21 protein-coding genes are annotated in these 21,132 nt (G+C 68.6%); 11 read left to right on the top strand and 10 right to left on the bottom strand.

Annotation, left to right across the window (positions count from 1 at the left end):
* Nucleotides 1-72: 72 nt before the first annotated feature.
* From dacB to QZM67_RS18505, 3 genes are all read left to right on the top strand, one after another.
* Nucleotides 73-1,605 (top strand): D-alanyl-D-alanine carboxypeptidase/D-alanyl-D-alanine-endopeptidase, encoded by a 1,533-nt coding sequence (dacB, locus tag QZM67_RS18515; RefSeq protein WP_175022031.1) that lies wholly within the window; start codon nucleotides 73-75, stop codon nucleotides 1,603-1,605.
* A gap of 397 nt (nucleotides 1,606-2,002) precedes the next feature.
* Entirely contained in the window at nucleotides 2,003-2,917 is a 915-nt protein-coding gene (locus QZM67_RS18510) for a sterol desaturase family protein (protein WP_175022032.1), read from the top strand.
* Between the two features lie 95 nt (nucleotides 2,918-3,012).
* The gene (locus QZM67_RS18505) at nucleotides 3,013-4,140 is read left to right on the top strand and encodes an SGNH/GDSL hydrolase family protein (RefSeq protein ID WP_301805614.1); all 1,128 of its coding nucleotides are present in this window, start codon (nucleotides 3,013-3,015) and stop codon (nucleotides 4,138-4,140) included.
* Between the two features lie 110 nt (nucleotides 4,141-4,250).
* On the opposite strand, the gene QZM67_RS18500 is transcribed toward QZM67_RS18505, so the two are convergent.
* The 6 genes from QZM67_RS18500 to pyk all read right to left on the bottom strand — a co-directional run bounded on the left by QZM67_RS18500 (nucleotide 4,251) and on the right by pyk (nucleotide 11,021).
* Nucleotides 4,251-5,279: an L-threonylcarbamoyladenylate synthase gene (locus QZM67_RS18500; RefSeq protein WP_043190227.1), complete on the bottom strand. Its 1,029-nt coding sequence runs from the start codon at nucleotides 5,277-5,279 to the stop codon at nucleotides 4,251-4,253.
* An 11-nt stretch (nucleotides 5,280-5,290) separates the two neighbouring features.
* The gene (locus QZM67_RS18495; RefSeq protein WP_043190230.1) at nucleotides 5,291-6,487 is read right to left on the bottom strand and encodes a 5-(carboxyamino)imidazole ribonucleotide synthase; all 1,197 of its coding nucleotides are present in this window, start codon (nucleotides 6,485-6,487) and stop codon (nucleotides 5,291-5,293) included.
* An 80-nt stretch (nucleotides 6,488-6,567) separates the two neighbouring features.
* Nucleotides 6,568-7,089, bottom strand: coding sequence for a 5-(carboxyamino)imidazole ribonucleotide mutase (purE, locus tag QZM67_RS18490; RefSeq protein ID WP_043190233.1), 522 nt, complete (start codon nucleotides 7,087-7,089; stop codon nucleotides 6,568-6,570).
* A 16-nt stretch (nucleotides 7,090-7,105) separates the two neighbouring features.
* A complete protein-coding gene (locus QZM67_RS18485) occupies nucleotides 7,106-7,996 on the bottom strand; it encodes a phosphoribosylaminoimidazolesuccinocarboxamide synthase (protein WP_175022035.1) in 891 nt (296 codons plus the stop codon).
* Nucleotides 7,997-8,217: 221 nt separating this feature from the next.
* Nucleotides 8,218-9,282, bottom strand: a complete 1,065-nt coding sequence (gene fba / locus QZM67_RS18480; protein ID WP_011353066.1) for a class II fructose-bisphosphate aldolase — start codon at nucleotides 9,280-9,282, stop codon at nucleotides 8,218-8,220.
* Nucleotides 9,283-9,584: 302 nt separating this feature from the next.
* Nucleotides 9,585-11,021, bottom strand: a complete 1,437-nt coding sequence (pyk, locus tag QZM67_RS18475; RefSeq protein ID WP_043190263.1) for a pyruvate kinase — start codon at nucleotides 11,019-11,021, stop codon at nucleotides 9,585-9,587.
* On the opposite strand from pyk, the gene QZM67_RS18470 reads away from it, so the two are divergent.
* Entirely contained in the window at nucleotides 11,020-11,148 is a 129-nt protein-coding gene (locus QZM67_RS18470; protein WP_260865387.1) for a hypothetical protein, read from the top strand. The two genes, pyk and QZM67_RS18470, sit on opposite strands and share 2 nt — an antisense overlap.
* A 157-nt stretch (nucleotides 11,149-11,305) precedes the next feature.
* Here the strand turns inward: QZM67_RS18470 and QZM67_RS18465 are convergent, their stop codons facing one another.
* The 3 genes from QZM67_RS18465 to QZM67_RS18455 all read right to left on the bottom strand — a co-directional run bounded on the left by QZM67_RS18465 (nucleotide 11,306) and on the right by QZM67_RS18455 (nucleotide 13,858).
* Complete coding sequence (locus QZM67_RS18465) at nucleotides 11,306-12,502, bottom strand: phosphoglycerate kinase (protein WP_011353068.1); 1,197 nt, start codon at nucleotides 12,500-12,502, stop codon at nucleotides 11,306-11,308.
* A gap of 280 nt (nucleotides 12,503-12,782) precedes the next feature.
* Nucleotides 12,783-13,106, bottom strand: coding sequence for an AzlD domain-containing protein (locus QZM67_RS18460; protein ID WP_043190239.1), 324 nt, complete (start codon nucleotides 13,104-13,106; stop codon nucleotides 12,783-12,785).
* Entirely contained in the window at nucleotides 13,103-13,858 is a 756-nt protein-coding gene (locus QZM67_RS18455; protein WP_043190241.1) for an AzlC family ABC transporter permease, read from the bottom strand. Before QZM67_RS18455 ends, QZM67_RS18460 begins: the two co-directional genes overlap by 4 nt.
* 206 nt (nucleotides 13,859-14,064) lie before the next feature.
* On the opposite strand from QZM67_RS18455, the gene QZM67_RS18450 reads away from it, so the two are divergent.
* The 6 genes from QZM67_RS18450 (at nucleotide 14,065) to QZM67_RS18425 (ending at nucleotide 18,625) form a co-directional block, all read left to right on the top strand.
* Nucleotides 14,065-14,988: a branched-chain amino acid transaminase gene (locus tag QZM67_RS18450; RefSeq protein ID WP_089451211.1), complete on the top strand. Its 924-nt coding sequence runs from the start codon at nucleotides 14,065-14,067 to the stop codon at nucleotides 14,986-14,988.
* Nucleotides 14,989-15,038: 50 nt separating this feature from the next.
* Nucleotides 15,039-15,233, top strand: coding sequence for a zinc-finger domain-containing protein (locus tag QZM67_RS18445; RefSeq protein WP_006749970.1), 195 nt, complete (start codon nucleotides 15,039-15,041; stop codon nucleotides 15,231-15,233).
* A gap of 140 nt (nucleotides 15,234-15,373) precedes the next feature.
* On the top strand, nucleotides 15,374-16,411 hold the full coding sequence (gene waaF, locus QZM67_RS18440; protein ID WP_043190244.1) for a lipopolysaccharide heptosyltransferase II: 1,038 nt from the start codon (nucleotides 15,374-15,376) through the stop codon (nucleotides 16,409-16,411).
* 115 nt (nucleotides 16,412-16,526) lie between these two features.
* Nucleotides 16,527-16,973 carry a nuclear transport factor 2 family protein gene (locus tag QZM67_RS18435; protein WP_006749968.1) on the top strand — a complete coding sequence of 149 codons (447 nt, stop codon included), beginning with the start codon at nucleotides 16,527-16,529 and terminating at the stop codon, nucleotides 16,971-16,973.
* A gap of 34 nt (nucleotides 16,974-17,007) precedes the next feature.
* Nucleotides 17,008-18,045, top strand: coding sequence for a hydrolase (locus QZM67_RS18430; protein WP_043190246.1), 1,038 nt, complete (start codon nucleotides 17,008-17,010; stop codon nucleotides 18,043-18,045).
* Nucleotides 18,038-18,625, top strand: a complete 588-nt coding sequence (locus QZM67_RS18425) for a DUF2946 family protein (protein ID WP_301805601.1) — start codon at nucleotides 18,038-18,040, stop codon at nucleotides 18,623-18,625. Before QZM67_RS18430 ends, QZM67_RS18425 begins: the two co-directional genes overlap by 8 nt.
* Nucleotides 18,626-18,664: 39 nt before the next feature.
* On the opposite strand, the gene QZM67_RS18420 is transcribed toward QZM67_RS18425, so the two are convergent.
* Nucleotides 18,665-20,359: a M48 family metalloprotease gene (locus QZM67_RS18420; RefSeq protein ID WP_301805597.1), complete on the bottom strand. Its 1,695-nt coding sequence runs from the start codon at nucleotides 20,357-20,359 to the stop codon at nucleotides 18,665-18,667.
* Between the two features lie 270 nt (nucleotides 20,360-20,629).
* Between QZM67_RS18420 and moaC the strand changes: the two genes are divergently transcribed.
* Entirely contained in the window at nucleotides 20,630-21,118 is a 489-nt protein-coding gene (gene moaC / locus QZM67_RS18415) for a cyclic pyranopterin monophosphate synthase MoaC (RefSeq protein ID WP_043190762.1), read from the top strand.
* The last annotated feature ends 14 nt before the right edge of the window (nucleotides 21,119-21,132 follow it).

Here is a 21,132-nt window from a genome sequence, read left to right as displayed (position 1 = left end):
CTTGTCTCTACAATGTGCGCTTTGGCGCCGCACGCGCCCTGCCCGAACGTCGTGCTTCTCCCGTATTCGCCCATGCCGATTTCCGATCTGTCCACCCGGTTCGCCCCCCGCGCCCGCGTCTGCCTGCGGGCCGCCGCCGTCGTCGCCACCTGCACGGCCCTCGCGTTCGCGCCGTCCGCGCAGGCCCGCAAGAAATCCCACAAGGAAGCGCGCAAGACCCCGGTCGTGTCGCCCGCCGCGCGTGCGGCCGGCCTGCCGGCGTCCGTGCTCGTCGCGCTGCAGCGCGCGAAGGTGCCGGCGTCGGCGATGAGCGTCGTCGTCGAGCGCGTCGGCGATCCGGAGCCGCTCATCGCGTGGAACGCGAGCCGGCCGATGATGCCCGCCTCGACGATGAAGCTCGTGACGACCTTCTCGGGCCTGTCGATCCTCGGCCCCGACTACCGCTGGCGCACGACCGCCTACACGGACGGCACGATCGACCCTGACGGCACGCTGCAGGGCAACCTGTACATCAAGGGCACCGGCGATCCGAAGCTCGTGCCCGAAGAGCTGATCGACCTCGTCGACAAGCTCCGCAAGGCCGGCGTCAAGCGCGTGGCCGGCGGCCTCGTGCTCGACAAGAGCTACTTCGCGGCATCGACGCGCGATCTTCCTTCGTTCGACGACGACGCAAGCGCGCCGTACAACGTCGGCCCCGATCCGTTGCTGTACGCATTCAAGGCCATATCGTTCACCGTCACGCCGGGCGACGACGGCAAGGTGGCCGTCGACGTGCTGCCGCCACTCGCCGACCTGTCGATCGACAACCAGCTGGTCGAAGGCTCGGGTTCGTGCAGCGCGGCCGCCGCGGCCGCGCGCCCGACGCTGACGGCTGGCAGCGGGATCATGACCGCCTCGTTCGCCGGCGACTATCCGCTGCGCTGCGGCGCGCACACGACCAACCTCGCGATCCTCGATCACACGACGTTCTTCGCGCGCGGCTTCCTTGCGCTGTGGCAGCAGGACGGCGGCACGATCGCCGGGCCGGTGAGCGAAGGCAAGGTGCCGACCACCGCGCGGCCCCTCGCCGTGCATCACAGCCCGGTGCTCGGCAGCATCGTCTACGACATCAACAAGTTCAGCAACAACGTGATGGCGCGCAACCTGTTCCTGACGATCGGCGCGGTCAGCGGCAAGCCGCCCGCGACGCCCGAACAGTCGAGCCGCGTGATCCAGGCGTTCCTGCAGAAGAACGGCATCGCGATGCCTGACCTCTTGCTCGAAAACGGCTCGGGCCTGTCGCGCGAAGAGCACATGAGCGCGCTGTCGCTCGCCGCACTGCTGCAGGCCGCGAACGCAAGCCCTGTTGCGCAGACCTTCATCGATTCGCTGCCGATCGCGGGCATCGACGGCACGATGAAGAACCGCCTCACCAACGCCGGCGTGCTCGGCAACGCGCACATCAAGACCGGCACGCTGCGCGACGTGCGCGCGATCGCCGGCTACGTCGCCGGCGCCGACGGCCAGAGCTACATCGTCGTCAGCTTCATCAACAACGATCACGCGGAAGCCGCGCGCGCCGCGCACGACACGCTGCTCGAGTGGATCTACGCGGGCGCGCACTGACGTTTCAGCGCGCAGCGACACGATGCGGCGGCGCCGGCGGCCCGCTCGCGTCGACCTGCGCCGGCCACGGGGCGGCACCGCGCAGCAGGTCGCCCCGGCGGGCGGGCGGCACGGCCTGCCGGGGCCGCCGCACACGGAATTCCGCTCTCCCCGGTTTGAAACGGTAGCCGCCACCGGTGCGCAACGCACCGCACGCCAACCGTGCCCACAAAACAGGGCCGCACCGCCCGGCCCCGCGCCGCGCGGTTTCCGTAGAAACCCTGTCCTCAGAGGGAACCCTCTACGCTCCCCCCTCGCCTAGCGCGTGGCGATTGCGTAGGCTGTTGGCCTGACTGATATCTACAACGGGCCACACGCCCGGCCTCACGGCTTGCAGGGGAAAGAAGGAGACACGCCCATGCGATTCGACGTCGAATTGCTTCTGCTCGCGCTGGCGCCCGTCTTCCTGCTCTGCATCGCGTGGGAGGCCTGGCACCTCGCCCGCACTCGTGCGCAGGACCATGTCTATGCGTGGCGCGACACGCTGTGCAACGCAGCGCTCGCGCTGATGCACCAGGGCGCCGACAAGCTCGCATGGCTGTTCGTGATCCCCGTTTATGCGTACTGCTACCGGCACTATCGGCTGGTCACGTGGCACGACGGCTGGCTGTCATTCGCAGTGCTGTTCGTCGCGCAGGATTTCCTCTACTACGTGTTTCATCGCGCGAGCCATCGCGTGCGCTGGCTGTGGGCCGCGCACGTCGTGCACCACTCGTCGGAGCGAATGAATTTCTCGACCGCGTTCCGCCAGAGCCTGATGTACCCGGTCGCGGGGATGTGGGTGTTCTGGCTGCCGCTCGCGTTCGCCGGCTTTCCGCCGCAACAGGTCGTCGGCATCGTGCTGATCAACCTCGCGTTCCAGTTCTTCGTGCACACGCAGGCGATCGGCAAGCTCGGCTGGCTCGAATACGTGCTGAACACGCCGTCGATCCACCGCGCGCATCATGCGCGCAATCCGCGCTACATCGACCGCAATTACGCAGGCGTCCTTGTGATCTGGGATCGCCTGTTCGGCAGCTATGTCGAGGAAACGCCCGACGATCCGCCGCAGTACGGGATCGTCGAACGGCTCGGCTCGAACAACCCGCTCGTCGCGACGTTCCACGAGTGGGTATCGATGGCCGGCGACGCGTTGCGCGTCGACGGCTGGCGCAACAAGCTGCGCGCGATTTTCGGCCCGCCTGAATGGGCGAGCGCTTATCATGCGCAGATTGCCGAGGCCGCGAACCCCGATCCGCGCACCGTGCCGCTTGCGGCTGCGCGCGACCAATAAACCGTTTCAGCCAACGGCCGCCGCGCAGCCCGGAACCGAGCAGGCACACGGCAGATGAGAAACACATCAGGCCATATCTACGAGGAGATCGAACGATGCAGACACAACAACACGCACCTACCCGCACCCGGCAACGCATGCTGCGCACCGCGCAAGTCGCGATCGCCGGCGCCGCGCTCGCGCTGCTCGCCGCGTGCGGCGGCGGCGGTGACGACAACAACAGCGCGTCGAACACGCCGCCGTCGGGCGTGAAAATGCAGATCGTGTCGTTCGGTGACAGCCTGTCCGACGCCGGCACCTACTCGCAGATCAAGCTCGGCTTCGGCGGCGGCCGCTTCACGACGAACCCCGGCCAGGTGTGGACGCAGGACGTCGCGCAGTATTACGGCGACACGCTGCAGCCGGCCAACCAGGGCGGTTTCGGCGTGCCGCTGCAGGCCACCGGCGGCCTCGGCTACGCTCAGGGCGGCGCACGCGTGACGCAGCAGCCGGGCATCGGCCACGCGGACGCGAGCGTGCCGAACGCGGACTACGCACAGGCGACCACGATGCCGATCGCCGACCAGGTCAAGCAATACGTGTCGCAGCACGGCAGCTTCAACGCCGGCCAGATCGTACTGCTCAACGGCGGCGCGAACGACATCTTCTATCAGGTCGCAGCGCTGCAGGCGGGCGCGATCACGCCGACGCAACTGCAGCAGAACATCGGGCTGGCCGCGCAGCAGCTTGCCGGCATCGTCCAGCAGATCGTCGCCGCCGGCGCGACCCACGTGTTCGTGTCGAACGTGCCGGACATCGGCGGCACGCCGCTCGCGCTGCAAGGCGGCACGCAGACGACCCTCACGCAACTGTCGATGCTGTTCAACGGCACGCTCGCCGCGACGCTGCAGGCGCTCAAGGTCGATACGACCAAGTTTGTGCTGATGGACACGTTCACGTGGCAGGACGGCATCCTCGCGAACTACCAGGCGAACGGCTTCACCGTATCGAACACCGATACCGGGTGCAACCTGAAGGCGATGGTCGCGGCAGCAACGCAATACGGCGTCGCGAACGCAACCGCATTCGGCTCGTCGCTGTTCTGCTCGCCGCAGACCTACACGGCCGCCAACGCGGACCAGACCTACATGTTCGCCGACACGGTCCACCCGACCACGCACCTGTACGCGCTGTTCGCGCAGTTCGTCCAGTCGAAGATCGCGGCGTCGGGCGTCGGCAAGTAAGCCGCCGGCCACGCGCCCAAACGAAAACGCCCGACCGGTTCGCCGGTCGGGCGTTTTTTCATGCGCGGGGCAATCGGCGCGGCGACGGTTGCATCAGCCGCGCCCCTTCGTCATTCGGTCGCTTCGAACGCCGCGGCCGCACGGCCGAGCCGGTCGTTGACCGCGATCCATTCGACGGTCTCGGGCAGCTTCTCGACGAGAATCCGCGCGACCTGCGCGCGGTCGAGCGCACGCAGCATCCCGTACAGCTCACGCGCATACGCGGACGGATCTTCCGGCGCCGCGACGAAATGCACGCCGTCGGCCTGCGCCCAGCGTCCCGCGCGCGATGCGCGTGCAACGAGCGCGACGCGTTCGCCGTCGGTCTGCGCGGCCGCGAGCAACGGCTCGAGCGCATCGAACGGCAGCAGCGCGAGCGGCGTGCGCGGCGCGTAATGCGCTTTCAGCGTGCCCGACGCACGCGGTGCGGTCGCATCGCTGCCGTCCGGCAGCCGCGGCGCGCGACCGAGCACGTCGGCGATCTGCTGCGGCGTCACGTGGCCCGGACGCAGCAGCGCCGGGAAGCCGCGCGACAGGTCGAGAATCGTCGACTCGATACCGACTTCCGATGCGCCGCCGTCGAGCACGTGTACGGTGTCGCCGAATTCGTCGCGCACGTGCTGCGCGGTGGTCGGGCTCACATGGCCGAACCGGTTCGCGGACGGCGCGGCCACGCCGCCATGTCCGCCGCGCCGCGCGCTGAACGCGGCCAGCAGCGCCTGCGCAACCGGATGCGACGGGCAGCGCAGCCCGACCGAATCCTGCCCGCCGCTCACGGCGTCCGGAATGCGCGCATGGCGCTTCAGGATCAGCGTCAGCGGGCCCGGCCAGAACGCATCGATCAACGCCTGCGCGTCGGCCGGCAGCGCGTCGGCCCAGTAGCCGGGATCGCCGCCCGGCGGCAGGTGCACGATCACCGGATGGTTCGCGGGCCGCCCTTTCGCCGCATAGATGCGCGCGACGGCCTCGGGATTCGCCGCGTCGCCGCCGAGCCCGTAGACGGTTTCGGTCGGAAAGGCGACGAGCTGGCCCGCGTCGAGCAGCGCGGCGGCCGCGTCGATCTGCGCGGCCGTCACGGAGTTCGGGAGATCGATGGACATCGGCTGGCGCCTCAGTCGAGCGGCACGCGCAGCAGCTGCGCGCACGCGGTGGCCGCGGCAACGGCTTCGTCGCGCGTTTCGGCCGTGAAGTTCACATGGCCCATCTTGCGGCCGACGCGTGCGTCTTCCTTGCCGTACAGGTGCAGGTGCGCGGCCGGCATCGCCGCGACCGTGTCCCACGGCGGCGTGACGGCATCGGCCGCCGCACCGTTCGGGAACCACACGTCGCCGAGGATGTTCAGCATCGCGGCCGGCGAATGCTGTCGCGGGTTGCCGAGCGGCATGCGCGTCATCGCGCGCACCTGCTGCTCGAACTGGCTCGTGGCGCACGCGTCGACCGTGTAGTGGCCGGAGTTGTGCGGGCGCGGCGCCATTTCGTTCGCGACGAACGAGCCGTCTTCCAGCACGAAGAATTCGACGCACAGCACGCCGACGTAGCCGAGCGTATCGGCGATCCGCACGGCCGCCTGCTGCGCCTCTTCGACGCGCGCGGCATCGGCCGCCGGCGCCGGAACGACCGTCAGCGCGAGAATGCCGTTGTGATGCACGTTCTGCGCGAGCGGGAACGCGGCCGAGCGGCCGTCCGCGCCGCGCGCGATCAGCGCCGACACTTCGTATTTCAGCGGCAGACGCTTCTCGAGCACGCACGGCACGCCGTTCAGCGCTGCATGCGCGTCGCGCGCTTCCTGCGCGGTACTCACGCGCACCTGGCCCTTGCCGTCGTAGCCGAGGCGCGCCGTCTTCAGGATGCCCGGCAGCACCGCGTCGAGCGCGGCATCGTCGAGCGCGGCGAGCGCCGCCGACGATTCGATCACGACGTGCGGTGCAACGGGCACGCCCGACGCTTCGATGAAGCGCTTCTCCGCGATCCGGTCCTGCGCGACCGCGACGCAGCGGCCGGCCGGCGCGACGAAGGTCGTGCGCGCGAGGCAATCGAGGCTCGCGGCCGGCACGTTCTCGAACTCCGTCGAAACAGCCTCGCACAGGTCGGCCAGTTCGGCGAGCGCGGCTTCGTCGTCATACGCGGCGCGCAGGTGGCGGTCGGCGACCGCGCCGGCGGGGCTCGTCGGATCGGGATCGAGCACGGCGACGCGATAGCCCATCGACTGGGCGGCAAAGCAGAACATGCGGCCGAGCTGGCCACCGCCGACCATGCCCAGCCACGCGCCGGGCAGGATCGGGGAAACGGAATCAGGAGTTGCGGTCATGTCAGTGGTCGGTCGCGGCGGGCGCTGCCCGCCGCAGTGGGGAGGTCAGGCAGCCACGACGCGCGGCCGCCGGTGCGCCGTCATTCCAGCGGCGGCAGCACCATCGCGTGCGCGGCTTCGTTCTGGCGCACGCGGAACGCGGCGAGCCGGTTCGCGAAATCGACCGAATTGCCGGACAGGATCGACACCGCGAACAACGCGGCATTCGCGGCGCCGGCCTCGCCGATCGCGAACGTCGCGACCGGTACGCCTTTCGGCATCTGCACGATCGAGTGCAGCGAATCGACACCCTTCAGGTACTTGCTCGCGACCGGCACGCCGAGCACCGGCACCGTGGTTTTCGCGGCCAGCATGCCGGGCAGGTGCGCGGCGCCGCCGGCGCCCGCGATGATCGCGCGCAGCCCGCGCTCACGCGCTTTCTCCGCATAGTCGAACATCTCGTCGGGCATCCGGTGCGCGGACACGACCTTCGCTTCGTACGGCACGCCGAATTCCTGCAGGATGGCAACTGCATGCTTCATCACGTCCCAGTCGGAACTCGAACCCATCAGCACGCCGACGAGCGGCGCGCTGTGCGTGTGGGCAGTCTGGACTTCACTCATGTGTTCTGTTCCCCGCTCAGACGAGCGCCTGGCCCGTGATGCGCTCGAGCGCTTCCTGATACTTCGCGGCCGTCTTCTCGACGACGTCGGCCGGCAGCGCCGGCGCCGGCGCCGTCTTGCCCCACGGCTGCGCCTCGAGCCAGTCGCGCACGAACTGCTTGTCGAACGACGGCGGGTTCGTGCCGACCTGGTACTGGTCGGCCGGCCAGAAGCGCGACGAATCGGCCGTCAGCGCTTCGTCCATCAGGTACAGCTTGCCGTGGTTGTCGAGGCCGAATTCGAACTTCGTGTCGGCGATGATGATGCCGCGCGTCGCCGCGTAGTCGGCCGCTTCCTTGTACAGCTTGATCGAGATGTCGCGGATCGTCGCGGCCAGCTCGGTGCCGATGCGGCGCTCGGTTTCCTCGAACGTGATGTTCTCGTCGTGCTCGCCCATCTCGGCCTTCGCGGCCGGCGTGAAGATCGGCTCGGGCAGCTTCTGCGCGTTCTGCAGGCCTTCCGGCAGCTGCACGCCGCACACGGCGCCCGACGCCTGGTATTCCTTCCAGCCGCTGCCGGCCAGGTAGCCGCGCACGACCGCTTCGATCATGATCGGCTCGAGTCGCTTGACGACCACGCCACGGCCCTTGACCTGCTCGACCTCGTCGGCCGCGACGACGGCTTCCGGCGCGTCGCCCGTCAGGTGGTTCGGCACGATGTGCGCGAGCTTGTCGAACCAGAAGTTCGCCATCTGGTTCAGCACGCGGCCCTTGTTCGGAATCGGCTCGCCCATCACCACGTCGAATGCCGACAGGCGGTCGGTCGTGACGATCAGGAGCTTGTCGTTGCCGACCGCGTAGTTATCGCGGACCTTGCCGCGACCGAGGAGCGGCAGCGAGCGGAGCGTGGATTCGTAGAGGGTAGACATCGTCTTTTCGCAGATAAGGAGCCAAACAAAAAGGGAAACGCCGTTCCCCGCGGCAGGCGGGAACGGCGGTCTTGCAATACGTCGGCGAACCGGCCGGGCGACAGCGCCCGGGCGATTGCCGGCCGGCCCTCGTTCGGCCGGACGGAACGGCTGCGGGGCCGGATCAGATCCGGCCGGACAGCCTTGCCGTTGCCTTTCGGCGCGGCAATCGTACTACAGTCTTAGCGCACGACCTGTGCGAGCGCACCGGACTTGTACTGCTCGGCGATCTTGTCGAGCGACACCGGCTTGATCTTGCCGGCCTGGCCTTCGCAGCCGAACGCGAGGTAGCGGTCGACGCACACCTGCTTCGCCGCTTCGCGCGCGGGCTTCAGGTAGTCGCGCGGATCGAACTTGCCCGGGTTCTCGAACAGGTAGCGGCGGATCGCACCGGTGATCGCGAGACGCAGGTCGGTGTCGATGTTGATCTTGCGCACGCCGTGCTTGATGCCTTCCTGGATTTCCTCGACCGGCACGCCGTAGGTTTCCTTCATGTCGCCGCCGAATTCGCGGATCTCGGCCAGCAGTTCCTGCGGCACCGACGACGAACCGTGCATCACGAGGTGGGTGTTCGGGATGCGCGCGTGGATTTCCTTGATGCGCTGGATCGACAGGATGTCGCCCGTCGGCTTCTTCGAGAACTTGTACGCGCCGTGCGACGTACCGATCGCGATCGCGAGTGCATCGCACTGCGTGAGCTTCACGAAGTCGGCGGCCTGCTCCGGATCGGTCAGCAACTGCTCGCGGGTCATCGTGCCTTCCGCGCCGTGGCCGTCTTCCTTGTCGCCCTTCATCGTCTCGAGCGAGCCGAGCACGCCGAGTTCGGCTTCGACCGTCACGCCGATCGAGTGCGCCATCTCGACGACCTTGCGCGACACGTCGACGTTGTATTCATACGACGCGACCGTCTTGCCGTCGGCTTCGAGCGAACCGTCCATCATCACGCTGGTGAAGCCGCTGCGGATCGCGGCCATGCAGACCGCCGGCGACTGGCCGTGATCCTGGTGCATCACGACCGGGATGTGCGGATACGACTCGACCGCTGCTTCGATCAGGTGGCGCAGGAACGGCTCACCCGCATACTTACGCGCGCCGGCCGATGCCTGCATGATCACGGGTGCGCCGACCTGGTCCGCCGCCGCCATGATCGCCTGGACCTGCTCCAGGTTGTTCACGTTGAAGGCCGGCAGGCCGTAACCGTGCTCTGCCGCGTGGTCCAGCAATTGACGCATTGATACGAGAGGCATTGTGGAACTCCTTGGAATGAAAACCGGTGCGCCCTGACGCCGGCGCGGCGCTCGCTCCCGTTCGAACCCGGGGTGGCGCGGCGCGGCTGAGCGTCGAATAGCCGCATTTTATCGCGAAGCGCCTCCGATTCCGACCGCCCGGTGGCGCCCACTCGCAATTTGTTACGTTCGCACGGCACAAAGCGGGCAAAAAAAGAAAAAAAACCGCGCGGGGCATGCGACCCCGCGCGGCTTTCGTCAAAAATCGGGGCCCGATTGCCTCGGCCGCCGGTTTTTGGGCCGGGCAGCTGCCCGGCCGGTGCTCAATAGTGCTCGCCGACCCGCACGATCTTCAGCGTGTTGGTGCCGCCCGCCTGCCCCATCGGCTCGCCGACGGTCAGCACGACCATGTCGCCGTGCTGCACGTAGCCCTGCTTGACGACGATTTCGAGCGCCGCCTGCAGCGCCGAATCGCGGTCGCTGTTGAAGTCGACGTGCAGCGGCGTCACGTTGCGGTACAGCGCCATCGTGCGCTCGCTGCCGACGCGCGGCGTCAGCGCGAAGATCGGCACGTGCGTGTAGTGGCGCGACATCCACAGCGCGGTCGCGCCCGATTCGGTCAGCGCGACGATCGCCTTCGCACCCAGGTGGTACGCGGTGAACAGCGCGCCCATCGCGATCGACTGGTCGATCCGCGTGAACGTGCGGTCGAGGAAATCCTTGTCCAGCTCGACGTGTTCCGACTTTTCCGCCTCGACGCACACGGCCGCCATCGTTTCGATCGTGACGACCGGATACTTGCCGGCGGCCGTCTCGGCCGACAGCATCACCGCGTCGGTGCCGTCGAGCACCGCGTTCGCGACGTCCGACACTTCCGCGCGCGTCGGCACCGGCGCGTGGATCATCGATTCCATCATCTGCGTCGCGGTGATCACGAGCTTGTTCGACTCGCGCGCCATCCGGATCATGCGCTTCTGCAGCGCCGGCACGGCCGCGTTGCCCACTTCCACCGCGAGGTCGCCGCGCGCGACCATGATGCCGTCGGACGCGTCGAGAATGCTCTGCAGCGCCGGAATCGCTTCCGCGCGCTCGATCTTCGCGATCATCTTCGGCTTGATGCCGTACGGCGCGCCCGCGATGTTCGCGAGCTGGCGCGCCATTTCCATGTCGGTCGCGTTCTTCGGGAACGACACGGCCACCAGGTCCGCGCCGAGCGACATCGCGGTGCGGATGTCTTCCATGTCCTTCGCGGTCAGCGCGGGCGCCGACAGGCCGCCGCCCTGGCGGTTGATGCCCTTGTTGTTCGACAGCTCGCCGCCCACCTTGACGATCGTGTGGATCTCGTCGCCGAGCACGCGCTCGACGGTCAGCACGATCAGGCCGTCGTTCAGCAGCAGCAGGTCGCCCGTGCGCAGGTCACGCGGCAGTTCCTTGTAGTCGAGCCCGACGCGCTCGTCGTTGCCCATCTCGCAGCCCGCGTCGAGGATGAAGGACTGGCCCGGCTCGAGCGTCGTCTTGCCGTTCTCGAACTTGCCGACGCGGATCTTCGGGCCCTGGAGGTCGGCCATGATCGCGATCTCGCGGCCGACCCTGCGGGCGGCCTCGCGCACCATCTCGGCGCGCTGGCGGTGATCGTCGGCCGTGCCGTGCGAAAAATTGAGCCGCACGACATCGAGGCCCGCCTGCATCATCTGCAGCAGAATCTCCGGCGAACTGGAAGCCGGGCCGATCGTGGCGACTATCTTGGTGGCGCGCTGCATGAAACTCCTCATCTGGATCAAGGTGGATGCGCTGGGTGAAACGCTGCGAGAGCCGGAAACGGCGGGCCCAGCGGCGGCCGTTCCGGGGGGCGTGCCGGTGCTTGCGCCCGGCATCGCTTTGTTCTGAATCTCGTGGTGCTGCTCGGCCGCGTCGCCGGCGGCCGCCGGTGCGCGCGGGGCGGTGTTCGCCCGCGCGGGCGCGCGTTTGCGCTTGCCCGCGCCGGCCGGCTGCTCCGCTTTCGCGGAGCGCGCGGCCTTCGTCACCCCTGCGCGCGCCGCCACGCTCAGGCCGCCCGCGTTTCCAGCACTTCCACTGCCGGCAGCTTCTTCCCCTCGAGGAACTCGAGGAAGGCACCGCCGCCCGTCGAGATGTAGCTGACCTGGTCATGGATGCCGTACTTCGCGATGGCCGCGAGCGTGTCGCCGCCGCCCGCGATCGAGAACGCGGACGATTTGGCGATCGCTTCCGCGAGCGTCTTGGTGCCGTTGCCGAACTGGTCGAACTCGAACACGCCGACCGGGCCGTTCCACACGATCGTGCCGGCCTTCTCGAGCTGGCTCGCGAGCGCCTTGGCGGTATCCGGGCCGATGTCGAGGATCATGTCGTCCGCTTCGATGTCGGCGACCTGCTTCACCGTGGCCACGGCCGTCGGCGAGAATTCCTTGGCCGTCACGACGTCGGTCGGGATCGGCACCGATGCGCCGCGCTCGCGCGCTTCGTCGATGATCGCCTTCGCCTCGTTGACGAGGTCGGCTTCCGCGAGCGACTTGCCGATCGACAGGCCGGCCGCGAGCATGAACGTGTTCGCGATGCCGCCGCCGACGATCAGCTGGTCGACCTTGCCGGCCAGCGACTTCAGGATCGTGAGCTTGGTCGACACCTTCGAGCCGGCGACGATCGCCACCAGCGGGCGGGCCGGGTTGCCGAGCGCCTTGCCGAGCGCGTCGAGTTCGGCGGCCAGCAGCGGGCCCGCGCACGCGACCGGCGCGTACTTCGCGATCCCGTGGGTGGTCGCTTCCGCGCGGTGCGCGGTGCCGAACGCGTCGTTCACGTACACGTCGCAGAGCTTCGCCATCTTTTGCGCGAGCTCGTCCGAATTCTTCTTCTCGCCCTTGTTCACGCGGCAGTTCTCGAGCAGCACGACCTGGCCCGGCGCGACGTTCACGCCGTTCTCGACCCAGTTCGAGACGAGCGGCACGTCGCGGCCGAGCAACTCGGCGAGGCGCTTCGCGACCGGCGCGAGCGAATCTTCCGGCTTGAATTCGCCTTCGGTCGGGCGGCCGAGGTGCGACGTGACCATCACGGCCGCGCCGGCGTCGAGCGCGGCCTGGATGGCCGGCACGGACGCGCGCACGCGCGTGTCTTCGGTGATGTTGCCCTGGTCGTCCTGCGGGACGTTCAGGTCGGCGCGGATGAATACCCGCTTGCCGGCGAGCTGGCCGGCGGCGATCAGGTCGGTAAGACGCTTGACTTGGCTCATGTTGAACAGATTGAAGTAGTGGATGGGGAAAGGGGGTTCACGCTGGACGTGCGCGGGCTGCCGCGAAAGGGCGCCGGATGCGGCCGTGGCTGGCGGTTCGCATGACGCGCACGGGTAAAAAATCTCGAACGGGCATTCTAGCCGATCCACCCGGCAGACTGCCCCGCGGGCGGCGAATTCCGCCTATTTGGGATCGCGCGCGGGAACGGACACATTGCCGCAATGCAGCAATGCATCCGCGCGAGCGGCCGGTGCCCGGCGGGACTGCACGGGCGGCTCATCAGAAGATCAGGCGCAGTACGGTGAACACGAGCATCCCGACGACGATCGTGCCGAGCATGCTGCGCCGCCACAAGAACCAGCCGAGGCCGGCGAGCGCCGCGTAGAACGGATGGTTGGACAGCGCGAACGACAGCCCGGCCGGCGTTTCGAGCACGTCGGGCAGCACGACGGCGACCAGCGCCGCCGCCGGCGCGTAGCGCATCGCGCGCTGCGCGCGCTCGGGCAGCACGGTGCGCTCGCCGCCGATCAGGAACAGCGCGCGCGTGACCGCCGTGACGATCGTCATCCCGATGATGACGATCCAGATGTCGGTCGCGCTCATTCGATTTCCTTGTCATGCACGGTTTCGGTGCGGATGCGCCGCCAGTCGGCCCGCTCGACGAAGAAGTCGGCCATGCTGCCGGCCGCGAGCGCGGCGAGCACCGCGAGCGGCAGCGCGAGCCGGTACGGCAGGTCGAACGCGACGAGCGACACGACGCCGGCTACCGCGACGGCCGCGAGCGTCGAGCGGTTCGCGACCGCCGACACCATGATCGGGATCAGCGCGAGCGTGCCGGCCAGCTCCAGCCCCCAGCTCGCGGGAAAGAAGCTCGCGAGCAGGATGCCGGCGAGCGACGACACCTGCCACGACGCCCAGCTCGCGAGCGCCATCCCCCAGAAGTACGCTTCCTTGCCCGGCACGTAGCCGTTCGCGAAGCCCTGCTTCTGGAACAGCAGGTAGATCACGTCGCCGTTGAAATAGCCGATTGCGAGGCGCCGCCACAGCGGCAGGTAGGAGAAATGGGGGGCGAGCCCGGCGCTGAAGATCACGAAGCGCGTGTTGACCATCGCGGCCGTGAGCAGGATGGTCCAGATCGGCAGCTTCGCGGCGAGCAGCGGCAGCACCGCGAGCTGCGACGAGCCCGCGTAGACCAGCAGCGACATCGCGCTCGCCTGCCCGAGCGTCATCACCGACTTGCTCATCGCGATGCCCGTGACGAGCCCCCACGAGAAAATCGCCATCAACGTCGGGGAATAGTCGCGTGCGCCCTGGATCAGCGCGAAGCGGTCGGTGGCGGACAATCGAGCGAGCATGGGAAACGGGCCGCAGCGGGCGGTTCGTCGGGGCGGCGGCGCCTCCTGCCGGCACGGCCCGTCATTATTGGAATCGGTACCGGGCGATTATAGCGCCGGCCCTGCGCCGACCGACCGGGTTGACGCCAAATGACGCTAAAATAAGCGTCTTTCCGGCTCAACGCTGCACATAACCCGCTGCACCTCACTGCTTCCAGGAGAATCCTATGTCAATGGCCGACCGCGACGGCAAGATCTGGAAGGACGGCAAGCTGATCGACTGGCGCGATGCCACGATCCACGTCCTGACCCACACGCTGCACTACGGCATGGGCGTCTTCGAAGGCGTGCGCGCATACAAGACGGCCGACGGCAGCACCGCGATCTTCCGCCTGCGCGAGCACACGAAACGTCTGCTGAATTCGGCGAAGATCTTCCAGATGGACGTGCCGTTCGACCAGGAAACGCTCGAAGCCGCACAACTCGAAGTCGTGCGCGAGAACAAGCTCGAGTCGTGCTATCTGCGCCCGATCATCTGGGTCGGTTCGGAAAAGCTCGGTGTGTCGGCCAAGGGCAACACGATCCACGTCGCGATCGCCGCGTGGCCGTGGGGCGCATACCTCGGCGAGGACGGGCTCGCGAAGGGCATCCGCGTGAAGACGTCGTCGTTCACGCGCCACCACGTGAACGTGTCGATGGTGCGCGCGAAGGCGTCGGGCTGGTACGTGAACTCGATCCTCGCGAACCAGGAAGCGACCGCCGACGGCTACGACGAGGCACTGCTGCTCGACGTCGACGGCTACGTGTCGGAAGGCTCCGGCGAGAACTTCTTCCTCGTGAACAACGGCAAGCTGTACACGCCCGATCTCGCGTCGTGCCTGGACGGCATCACCCGCGACACGATCATCACGCTCGCGCGCGACGCCGGCATCGAGGTGATCGAGAAACGCATCACGCGCGACGAGGTCTACACGGCCGACGAAGCGTTCTTCACCGGTACGGCCGCCGAAGTCACGCCGATCCGCGAGCTCGACAACCGCACGATCGGCAGCGGCGCGCGCGGCCCGATCACCGAAAAGCTCCAGTCGGCGTTTTTCGATATCGTGTCGGGCAAGAACGCGAAGTACGCGCACTGGCTGACGAAGGTCTGAGCGCGCCGCGCCACCGACCGCCCCACAAAAGAGTGATAAGAGAAAGTCTCATGAGTGAAATCAAGGAAATGCCGCTGGTCGAACTGACGGCCAAGGATCTTCCCGCGTACTGCCCGAACCCGGCCATGGCACGCTGGAGCGCGCACCCGCGCGTCTTCATCGACGTCTCGCACGGCGAGGCGCGCTGCCCGTACTGCGGCACGCGCTACAAGCTGCGCGACGGCGAGGTCGTCAAGGGCCACTGAGCCCCGGCGGCCGGGCTTGCAGGCCCGCCGACCCGCAAGGCGGCGCACCCGGATCCCCGGCGCGCCGCCCTTCTCCATTCTGGCAACCCGAACGCGGCGCCTGAGCGCCGTGCTTCATTACGACATCGGAAGTCGACCTGATGCGTCGAGCGCTGGTTATCGCACCGAACTGGATCGGTGACGCATTGATGGCGCAGCCGCTTTTTGCGCTGCTGAAGAAAAACCATCCCCGCATCGCAATCGATGCCGTCGCGCCCTCGTGGGTCGCGCCCGTGCTCGAGCGGATGCCGGAGATCCACGATGTCTACGCGACCGATCTCGCGCACGGCAAGCTGCAGATGCTGCGCCGCTGGCAACTCGCGAGCGACCTGCGCGACGTCGGCTACGACGCGGCGTACGTGCTGCCGAATTCGCTGAAATCCGCGGTGATCCCGTGGCTCGCGAACATCCCGCTGCGGGTCGGCTACACGGGCGAGCACCGCTACGGGCTGCTGAACGTGCGGCACGCGAACCCCGACAAGTCGGGCGAGCGGCCGCCGATGACGGCCCACTACGCGGCGCTCGCGTACGCGCCGGGCGCGAAGCTGCCCGAGTCGATGAAGACGCTGCCGCCGCCGCGCCTCGACGCCGACCTGAACGAGACGGCGCGCGTATCCGCGCGCTTCAATCTCGACACGCGCAAGCCGCTCGTCGTGTTCTGCCCCGGTGCGGAATACGGCCCGGCCAAGCGCTGGCCGCCGGAGCACTTCGCGTCGCTCGCCAACATCGTCCACCAGTCGTTCCCGTACACGCAGATCGTCGCGCTCGGCTCGCAGAAGGATGCGGCGGCCGCGCAGGCCATCGCCGACCACGCGCCGAACGTGCGCAACCTGTGCGGGCAGACGTCGCTGTCGGAAGCGTGCGCGCTGATCGCGCGCGCGAACGCGGTCGTCACCAACGATTCGGGGCTGATGCACGTGGCGGCCGCGCTACGCCGGCCGCTCGTCGCGCTGTACGGATCGACCGATCCGCGCCACACCCCTCCGCTGTCGGATCTGGCGAAGGTACAATGGCTTCATCTCGAATGCAGTCCCTGCTTCGAACGCGAGTGCCCGCTCGGCCACCTGAAGTGCCTGCGCGAACTCGGTCCCGAGCAGGTATTCGGCGATTTGCGCGGCATGCTCGTCGGGCAACGCTGACCCTGGCCGGCAGCGTCGCACGACGCGCCGGGCAATCCGATTCACCGGTGTACGGCGGCTCCATCCGGGCCGCCGTGCTGAATACGGCGCGCGACGCGCGCGAGAGATAACCCCGATGCCACGTTTTGCCCGCCTCTTCGAAGCCGCCGCCGATACGCTGAACGCCTACTACCAGGCCGTCGCCGATGCCAATCTCGACGCGCTGCTGGGATTGTGGATCGACGAGGATTTCGCCAGTTGCGTATGGGCGGACGGCGAGCATCTGCACGGCCTCGACCAGATCCGCAGCGGGCTCGCCAACCGGCTCGCCACGCGCCCCGTGACGATCGAGCCGCTTGACATCCGCGTGTACGACAGCCTCGGCACGGTCGTCTATACGATCGCCGAAGCGCATCAGCAGGCCGACCTGACGGCCGAACCCGACATGGTTTTCGCCACGTACGTAATGATTCACGAACGCGGCGAGTGGCGCATCGCGCATATTCACGCGAGCCCGATTCCTGAACAAGCGGCCGGACAATTCGCCGCGAAGATCCGTCACGGGCAGGGTCCGCTGCACTGACGAAAAGACGAAGCAACGCATACGCGGGGCGATCATGAGTACGGCTTCTCCGCCCACCTCGCCGCTGACCGGGGCCCCGGCCCCCGACGACGACACACTGCGCTATCGCGCACCACGCTGGCTGCCCAACAGCCATGCGCAAACCATCGTGCCCGCGCTGTTCGCGCGACGCCCCGTCGTCGCTTACCGACGAGAGCGATGGGAAACGCCCGACCACGATTTCATCGATCTCGACTGGGTCGCGCATCTCGACAGCGCGGCGCCGGCGCCCGATGCGCCGCTGTTCGTGCTGTTCCACGGCCTCGAAGGCAGTTCCGGCTCGCACTACGCGCTCGCGATGATGGCCGCCGCGCGCGCGAAGGGCTGGCACGCCGTCGTGCCGCACTTCCGCAGTTGCAGCGGCGAGATCAACCGCCAGCCGCGCTTCTACCATCTCGCTGACAGCGCCGAAGTCGACTGGATCCTGCGCCGGCTCGCCGCGCAGCATCGCGGGCCGCTCGTCGCGGCCGGCGTGTCGCTCGGCGGCAACGTGCTATTGCGCTGGCTCGGCGAGCATCGCAGCGACACGTCGATCCTGCGAGCGGCCGCCGCGATCTCGACGCCGATCGACGTGCACGCAGGCGGGCGCGCGTTGTCGCAAGGCTTTGCGATGATCTACACGCGCAGCTTCCTGAAGACGCTCAAGCGCAAGGCGCTCGCGAAGCTCGACCAGTATCCGGGGCTGTTCGACCGCGAAGCGATGCTGCAGGCCGTGACGATGCGCGACTTCGACGAGATCGTGACCGCGCCGCTGCACGGTTTCGCGGATGCGGACGACTACTGGACCAAGGCGACGACACGGCCGCTGCTGCCCGCGATCGACGTACCGACGCTGCTCCTCAACGCCCGCAACGACCCGTTCCTGCCTGAATCGGCGCTGCCCGGCCCGGCCGACGTATCGCCGGCCGTCGAACTCGACCAGCCCGCGGCCGGCGGGCACGCGGGATTCATGACCGGGCCGTTCCCCGGCCGCCTCGACTGGCTGTCGGCGCGGGTGTTCGGCTATTGCTCCAAATTCGTCGACCATGGATGACATCGTCCGGCAGGCCCTCGCCAAATGGCCGAACGTGCCGCACTGTACCGGCTGGCTGCTGCTCGACCGGCGCGGCGAATGGCGGTTGCGCGACGACGCGGCGCAGGCGGCCGGCGAGCTCGGCTCGCCGATCCGCCATGCGGCGCTGAACGCGTTCATTGGCCGCAACTACGAATGCGATGCGCAGGGCCAGTGGTTCTTCCAGAACGGGCCGCAGCGCGTGTACGTCGAGCTCGCCTATACGCCGTGGGTCGTCCGGCTCGCCGAGCGCGACGGGCAGCTCACGCTCGCCGACCAGACCGGCACACCGTTCGAACCGGACGAGGCCTGGCTCGACGACGCGGGTGGCGTACTGTTTCGCGCGGCCGGTACGCCGCCGCGCATCGCGGCGCTGCACGATCATGATCTCGGGCTGTTCGCCGATCACGCGGATTTCGATACCGCGCCGCCCGTGCTGCGCTGGCGCGACAGCCGCACGCTGCCGCTCGGCAGCATTGTCTGCGCGGACGTCCCCGCCCGGTTCGGCTACGTCGCAAGCCCGGCGCAACAGGCACGCGGCGAGGCAGGCGGCAGTACCTGACCCGCGGCGGCTTCGCCCGCGTTTGCCGCGTCGCGGCCGCTACCCGCGGCCGTTCTTCTCGTCCTCGCGCTCTTCCTTGTAGCGCGCCTCGAATTCCAGCAGCCGCGCGCCGATCATCGACTGCTCGTAGAACGACACGTCCTTCGCGTCGCGCGCATCCTTCAGCTGACGAATCGCCGACGGCCATGCGCCGTCGAGCGCGAGCTTCTCCGCTAGCGCGCGGCGCCGCGCCAGCACGTCGCCCTTGCCGTCGCTCGCCTTCGCGAGATAGTCCCACCAGTCCGGCTGCTCGGGGTCGGCCTTTGCCTGCGCGCGTGCCTGCGCCTGCGCTTCGGCGAAACGGCGCGCGGCGATCAATGCCTGAAGATGCACGACGATCGCGGCGTGCGACGCCGGCCAGCGCCGCTGCGCGAGCGCAGCAAGCCGCACCGCGTCGTCGGCGCGCCCCGCGCGGCGCGCGATGTCGGCGGCCAGCACGTCGAGGCTCGGCGAACCCGTCGCCGGATCGCCCTCGCGCCGCTCGCGCGCGTCGAACGCGGTGCGTGCCGACGCGAGCGCCTTGCCGGCCGCGTCATACTCGCCGAGCTGCGCGTTCGCGAGTGCGATGCCGTACCAGTTCGCCGCGACGTTCGGCGCCGTGCGATCGTCGATCTCGAACTGCATCCGGCGCGCCTCGGCCGCGATGTCGGTCGGCGCGCGGTTCTGCAGGACCCGCAGCCGCGCACGCACGAACCCGTATTCGGGCGACTGGCGCGGCTGCCGGTACGGCGCGCGACGCGCGCGATCCTCCATGTCGGCGATCCGCTCGCCGGTCAGCGGGTGCGTGCGCGCATACGCCGGCACGCCCGCATCGCCCATCGACGCGCGGTCGAGCCGCTCGAAGAAGCCCGGCATCCCGTACGGGTCGTAGCCCGCGCCCGCAAGCAACTGGAAGCCGACGCGATCGGCCTCGCGCTCGGCCGAACGCGAGAAGCGCAGCTGGTTGTCCACCGCATACGCCTGCCCGCCCACCGCGATCGCGCTGCCGAGGTCGCCGCTTCTCGCGAGCACGCCGGCCAGCACGCCGAGCAGCATCGTCGCGAGCGCCGTATAGCCGGTCTTCTCGCTCGCACCGATCATCCGCGCGATGTGCCGTTGCAGCACGTGCCCCATCTCGTGGCCGACCACCGACGCAAGCTCCGACTCCGTCTGCGTCGTGACGACGAGCCCGCTGTTGATTCCGATGAAGCCGCCCGGCATCGAGAACGCGTTGATCTGCGGATCGCGCACCGGGAACAGGTCGAAGTCCGGCGTGTAGCCGCCGATGAAGCGCGCGGCCGCGGCGGCCGCGAGCCGCGCCGCCATCGCGTTCAGGTAGTCGCGCACGAGCCAGTCGTCGAGATAGTCGGGATCGCGCCGCACTTCGCGCATCACACGCTCGCCGAGCCGGCGCTCGGCCTGCGGCGTCAGCGACCCGCCGGAGCCGTCGCCGAGATCGGGCAGTTCGAGCGCGCGAAGCGGCGCGCGCAGGCTCGCGGCCGGCGCCGATGCGCTGCCCTTGTCCGAAAACCGGCTCTCCGCGCCACCGTACGTACCGAACACGCCGGGCGCGATGCCGGAGGGCACGGTGGAAATCGACCGGGCGCCGTCGGCCGCCGATTCGAGCGGCGGCGCGGACGCGCGCTGCGCATGGCCGCTCGGCGGCAACGCGAGCACCGCCGACAGCGACACGGCAAGCAACTGTTTGACACGCATGGCAGGATGAAAACGACGCCGTCCCGCGCGCCGGGCGCGCATCGCGGCGTTTGGTCTGAATATTCGGGTCATTGTACCGGCGGCAGCGTGACTGTCCCGTGCGGCATGGGTGCCATCTGCGCACCCGGCGCCGCGAATGCCACTGCTATGATAGGCGCCCGTTGAAACGTTGAATCGACGCGCGGCGCAGAGACGAGATTCGATGCCCCGCCCGATCGCGACGCCGGATCGCGGGACGTGCTCGCGCACTCCGTTCCACTAGAGGAAGACATGTCAGGACTCACCCATTTCGACGCCGCCGGCCACGCCCACATGGTCGACGTCGGCGGCAAGCAGGAAACGCAACGCATCGCGATCGCGCGCGGCACGATCCGGATGCTGCCGGCCACCTTCGCGCTGATCCGCGACGGCAAGGCGAAGAAAGGCGACGTGCTCGGCGTCGCGCGCATCGCGGCCATCCAGGGCGCCAAGCGCACGGCCGACCTGATCCCGCTGTGCCACCCGCTCGCGCTGACGCGCGTAGCCGTCGACTTCGAACTCGACGACGCGCTGCCGGGCGTCCATTGCGTCGCGCAGGTCGAGACGTTCGGCCGGACCGGCGTCGAGATGGAAGCGCTGACCGCCGTGCAGGTCGGGCTGCTGACCGTCTACGACATGTGCAAGGCGGTCGATCGCGGGATGGTGATCACCGACGTGAGCGTGCGCGAGAAGCGCGGCGGGAAGTCGGGGGACTGGAAGGCGGAAGACACGGCGGGTTGAGCGCCAGCGGCGGC

It is taken from the genome of Burkholderia sp. AU45251, from assembly GCF_030482905.1.
Classification (GTDB): domain Bacteria; phylum Pseudomonadota; class Gammaproteobacteria; order Burkholderiales; family Burkholderiaceae; genus Burkholderia; species Burkholderia aenigmatica.
Note: the sequence above shows the minus strand (reverse complement) of the source record. Positions and strands in the feature narration are given on the sequence as shown.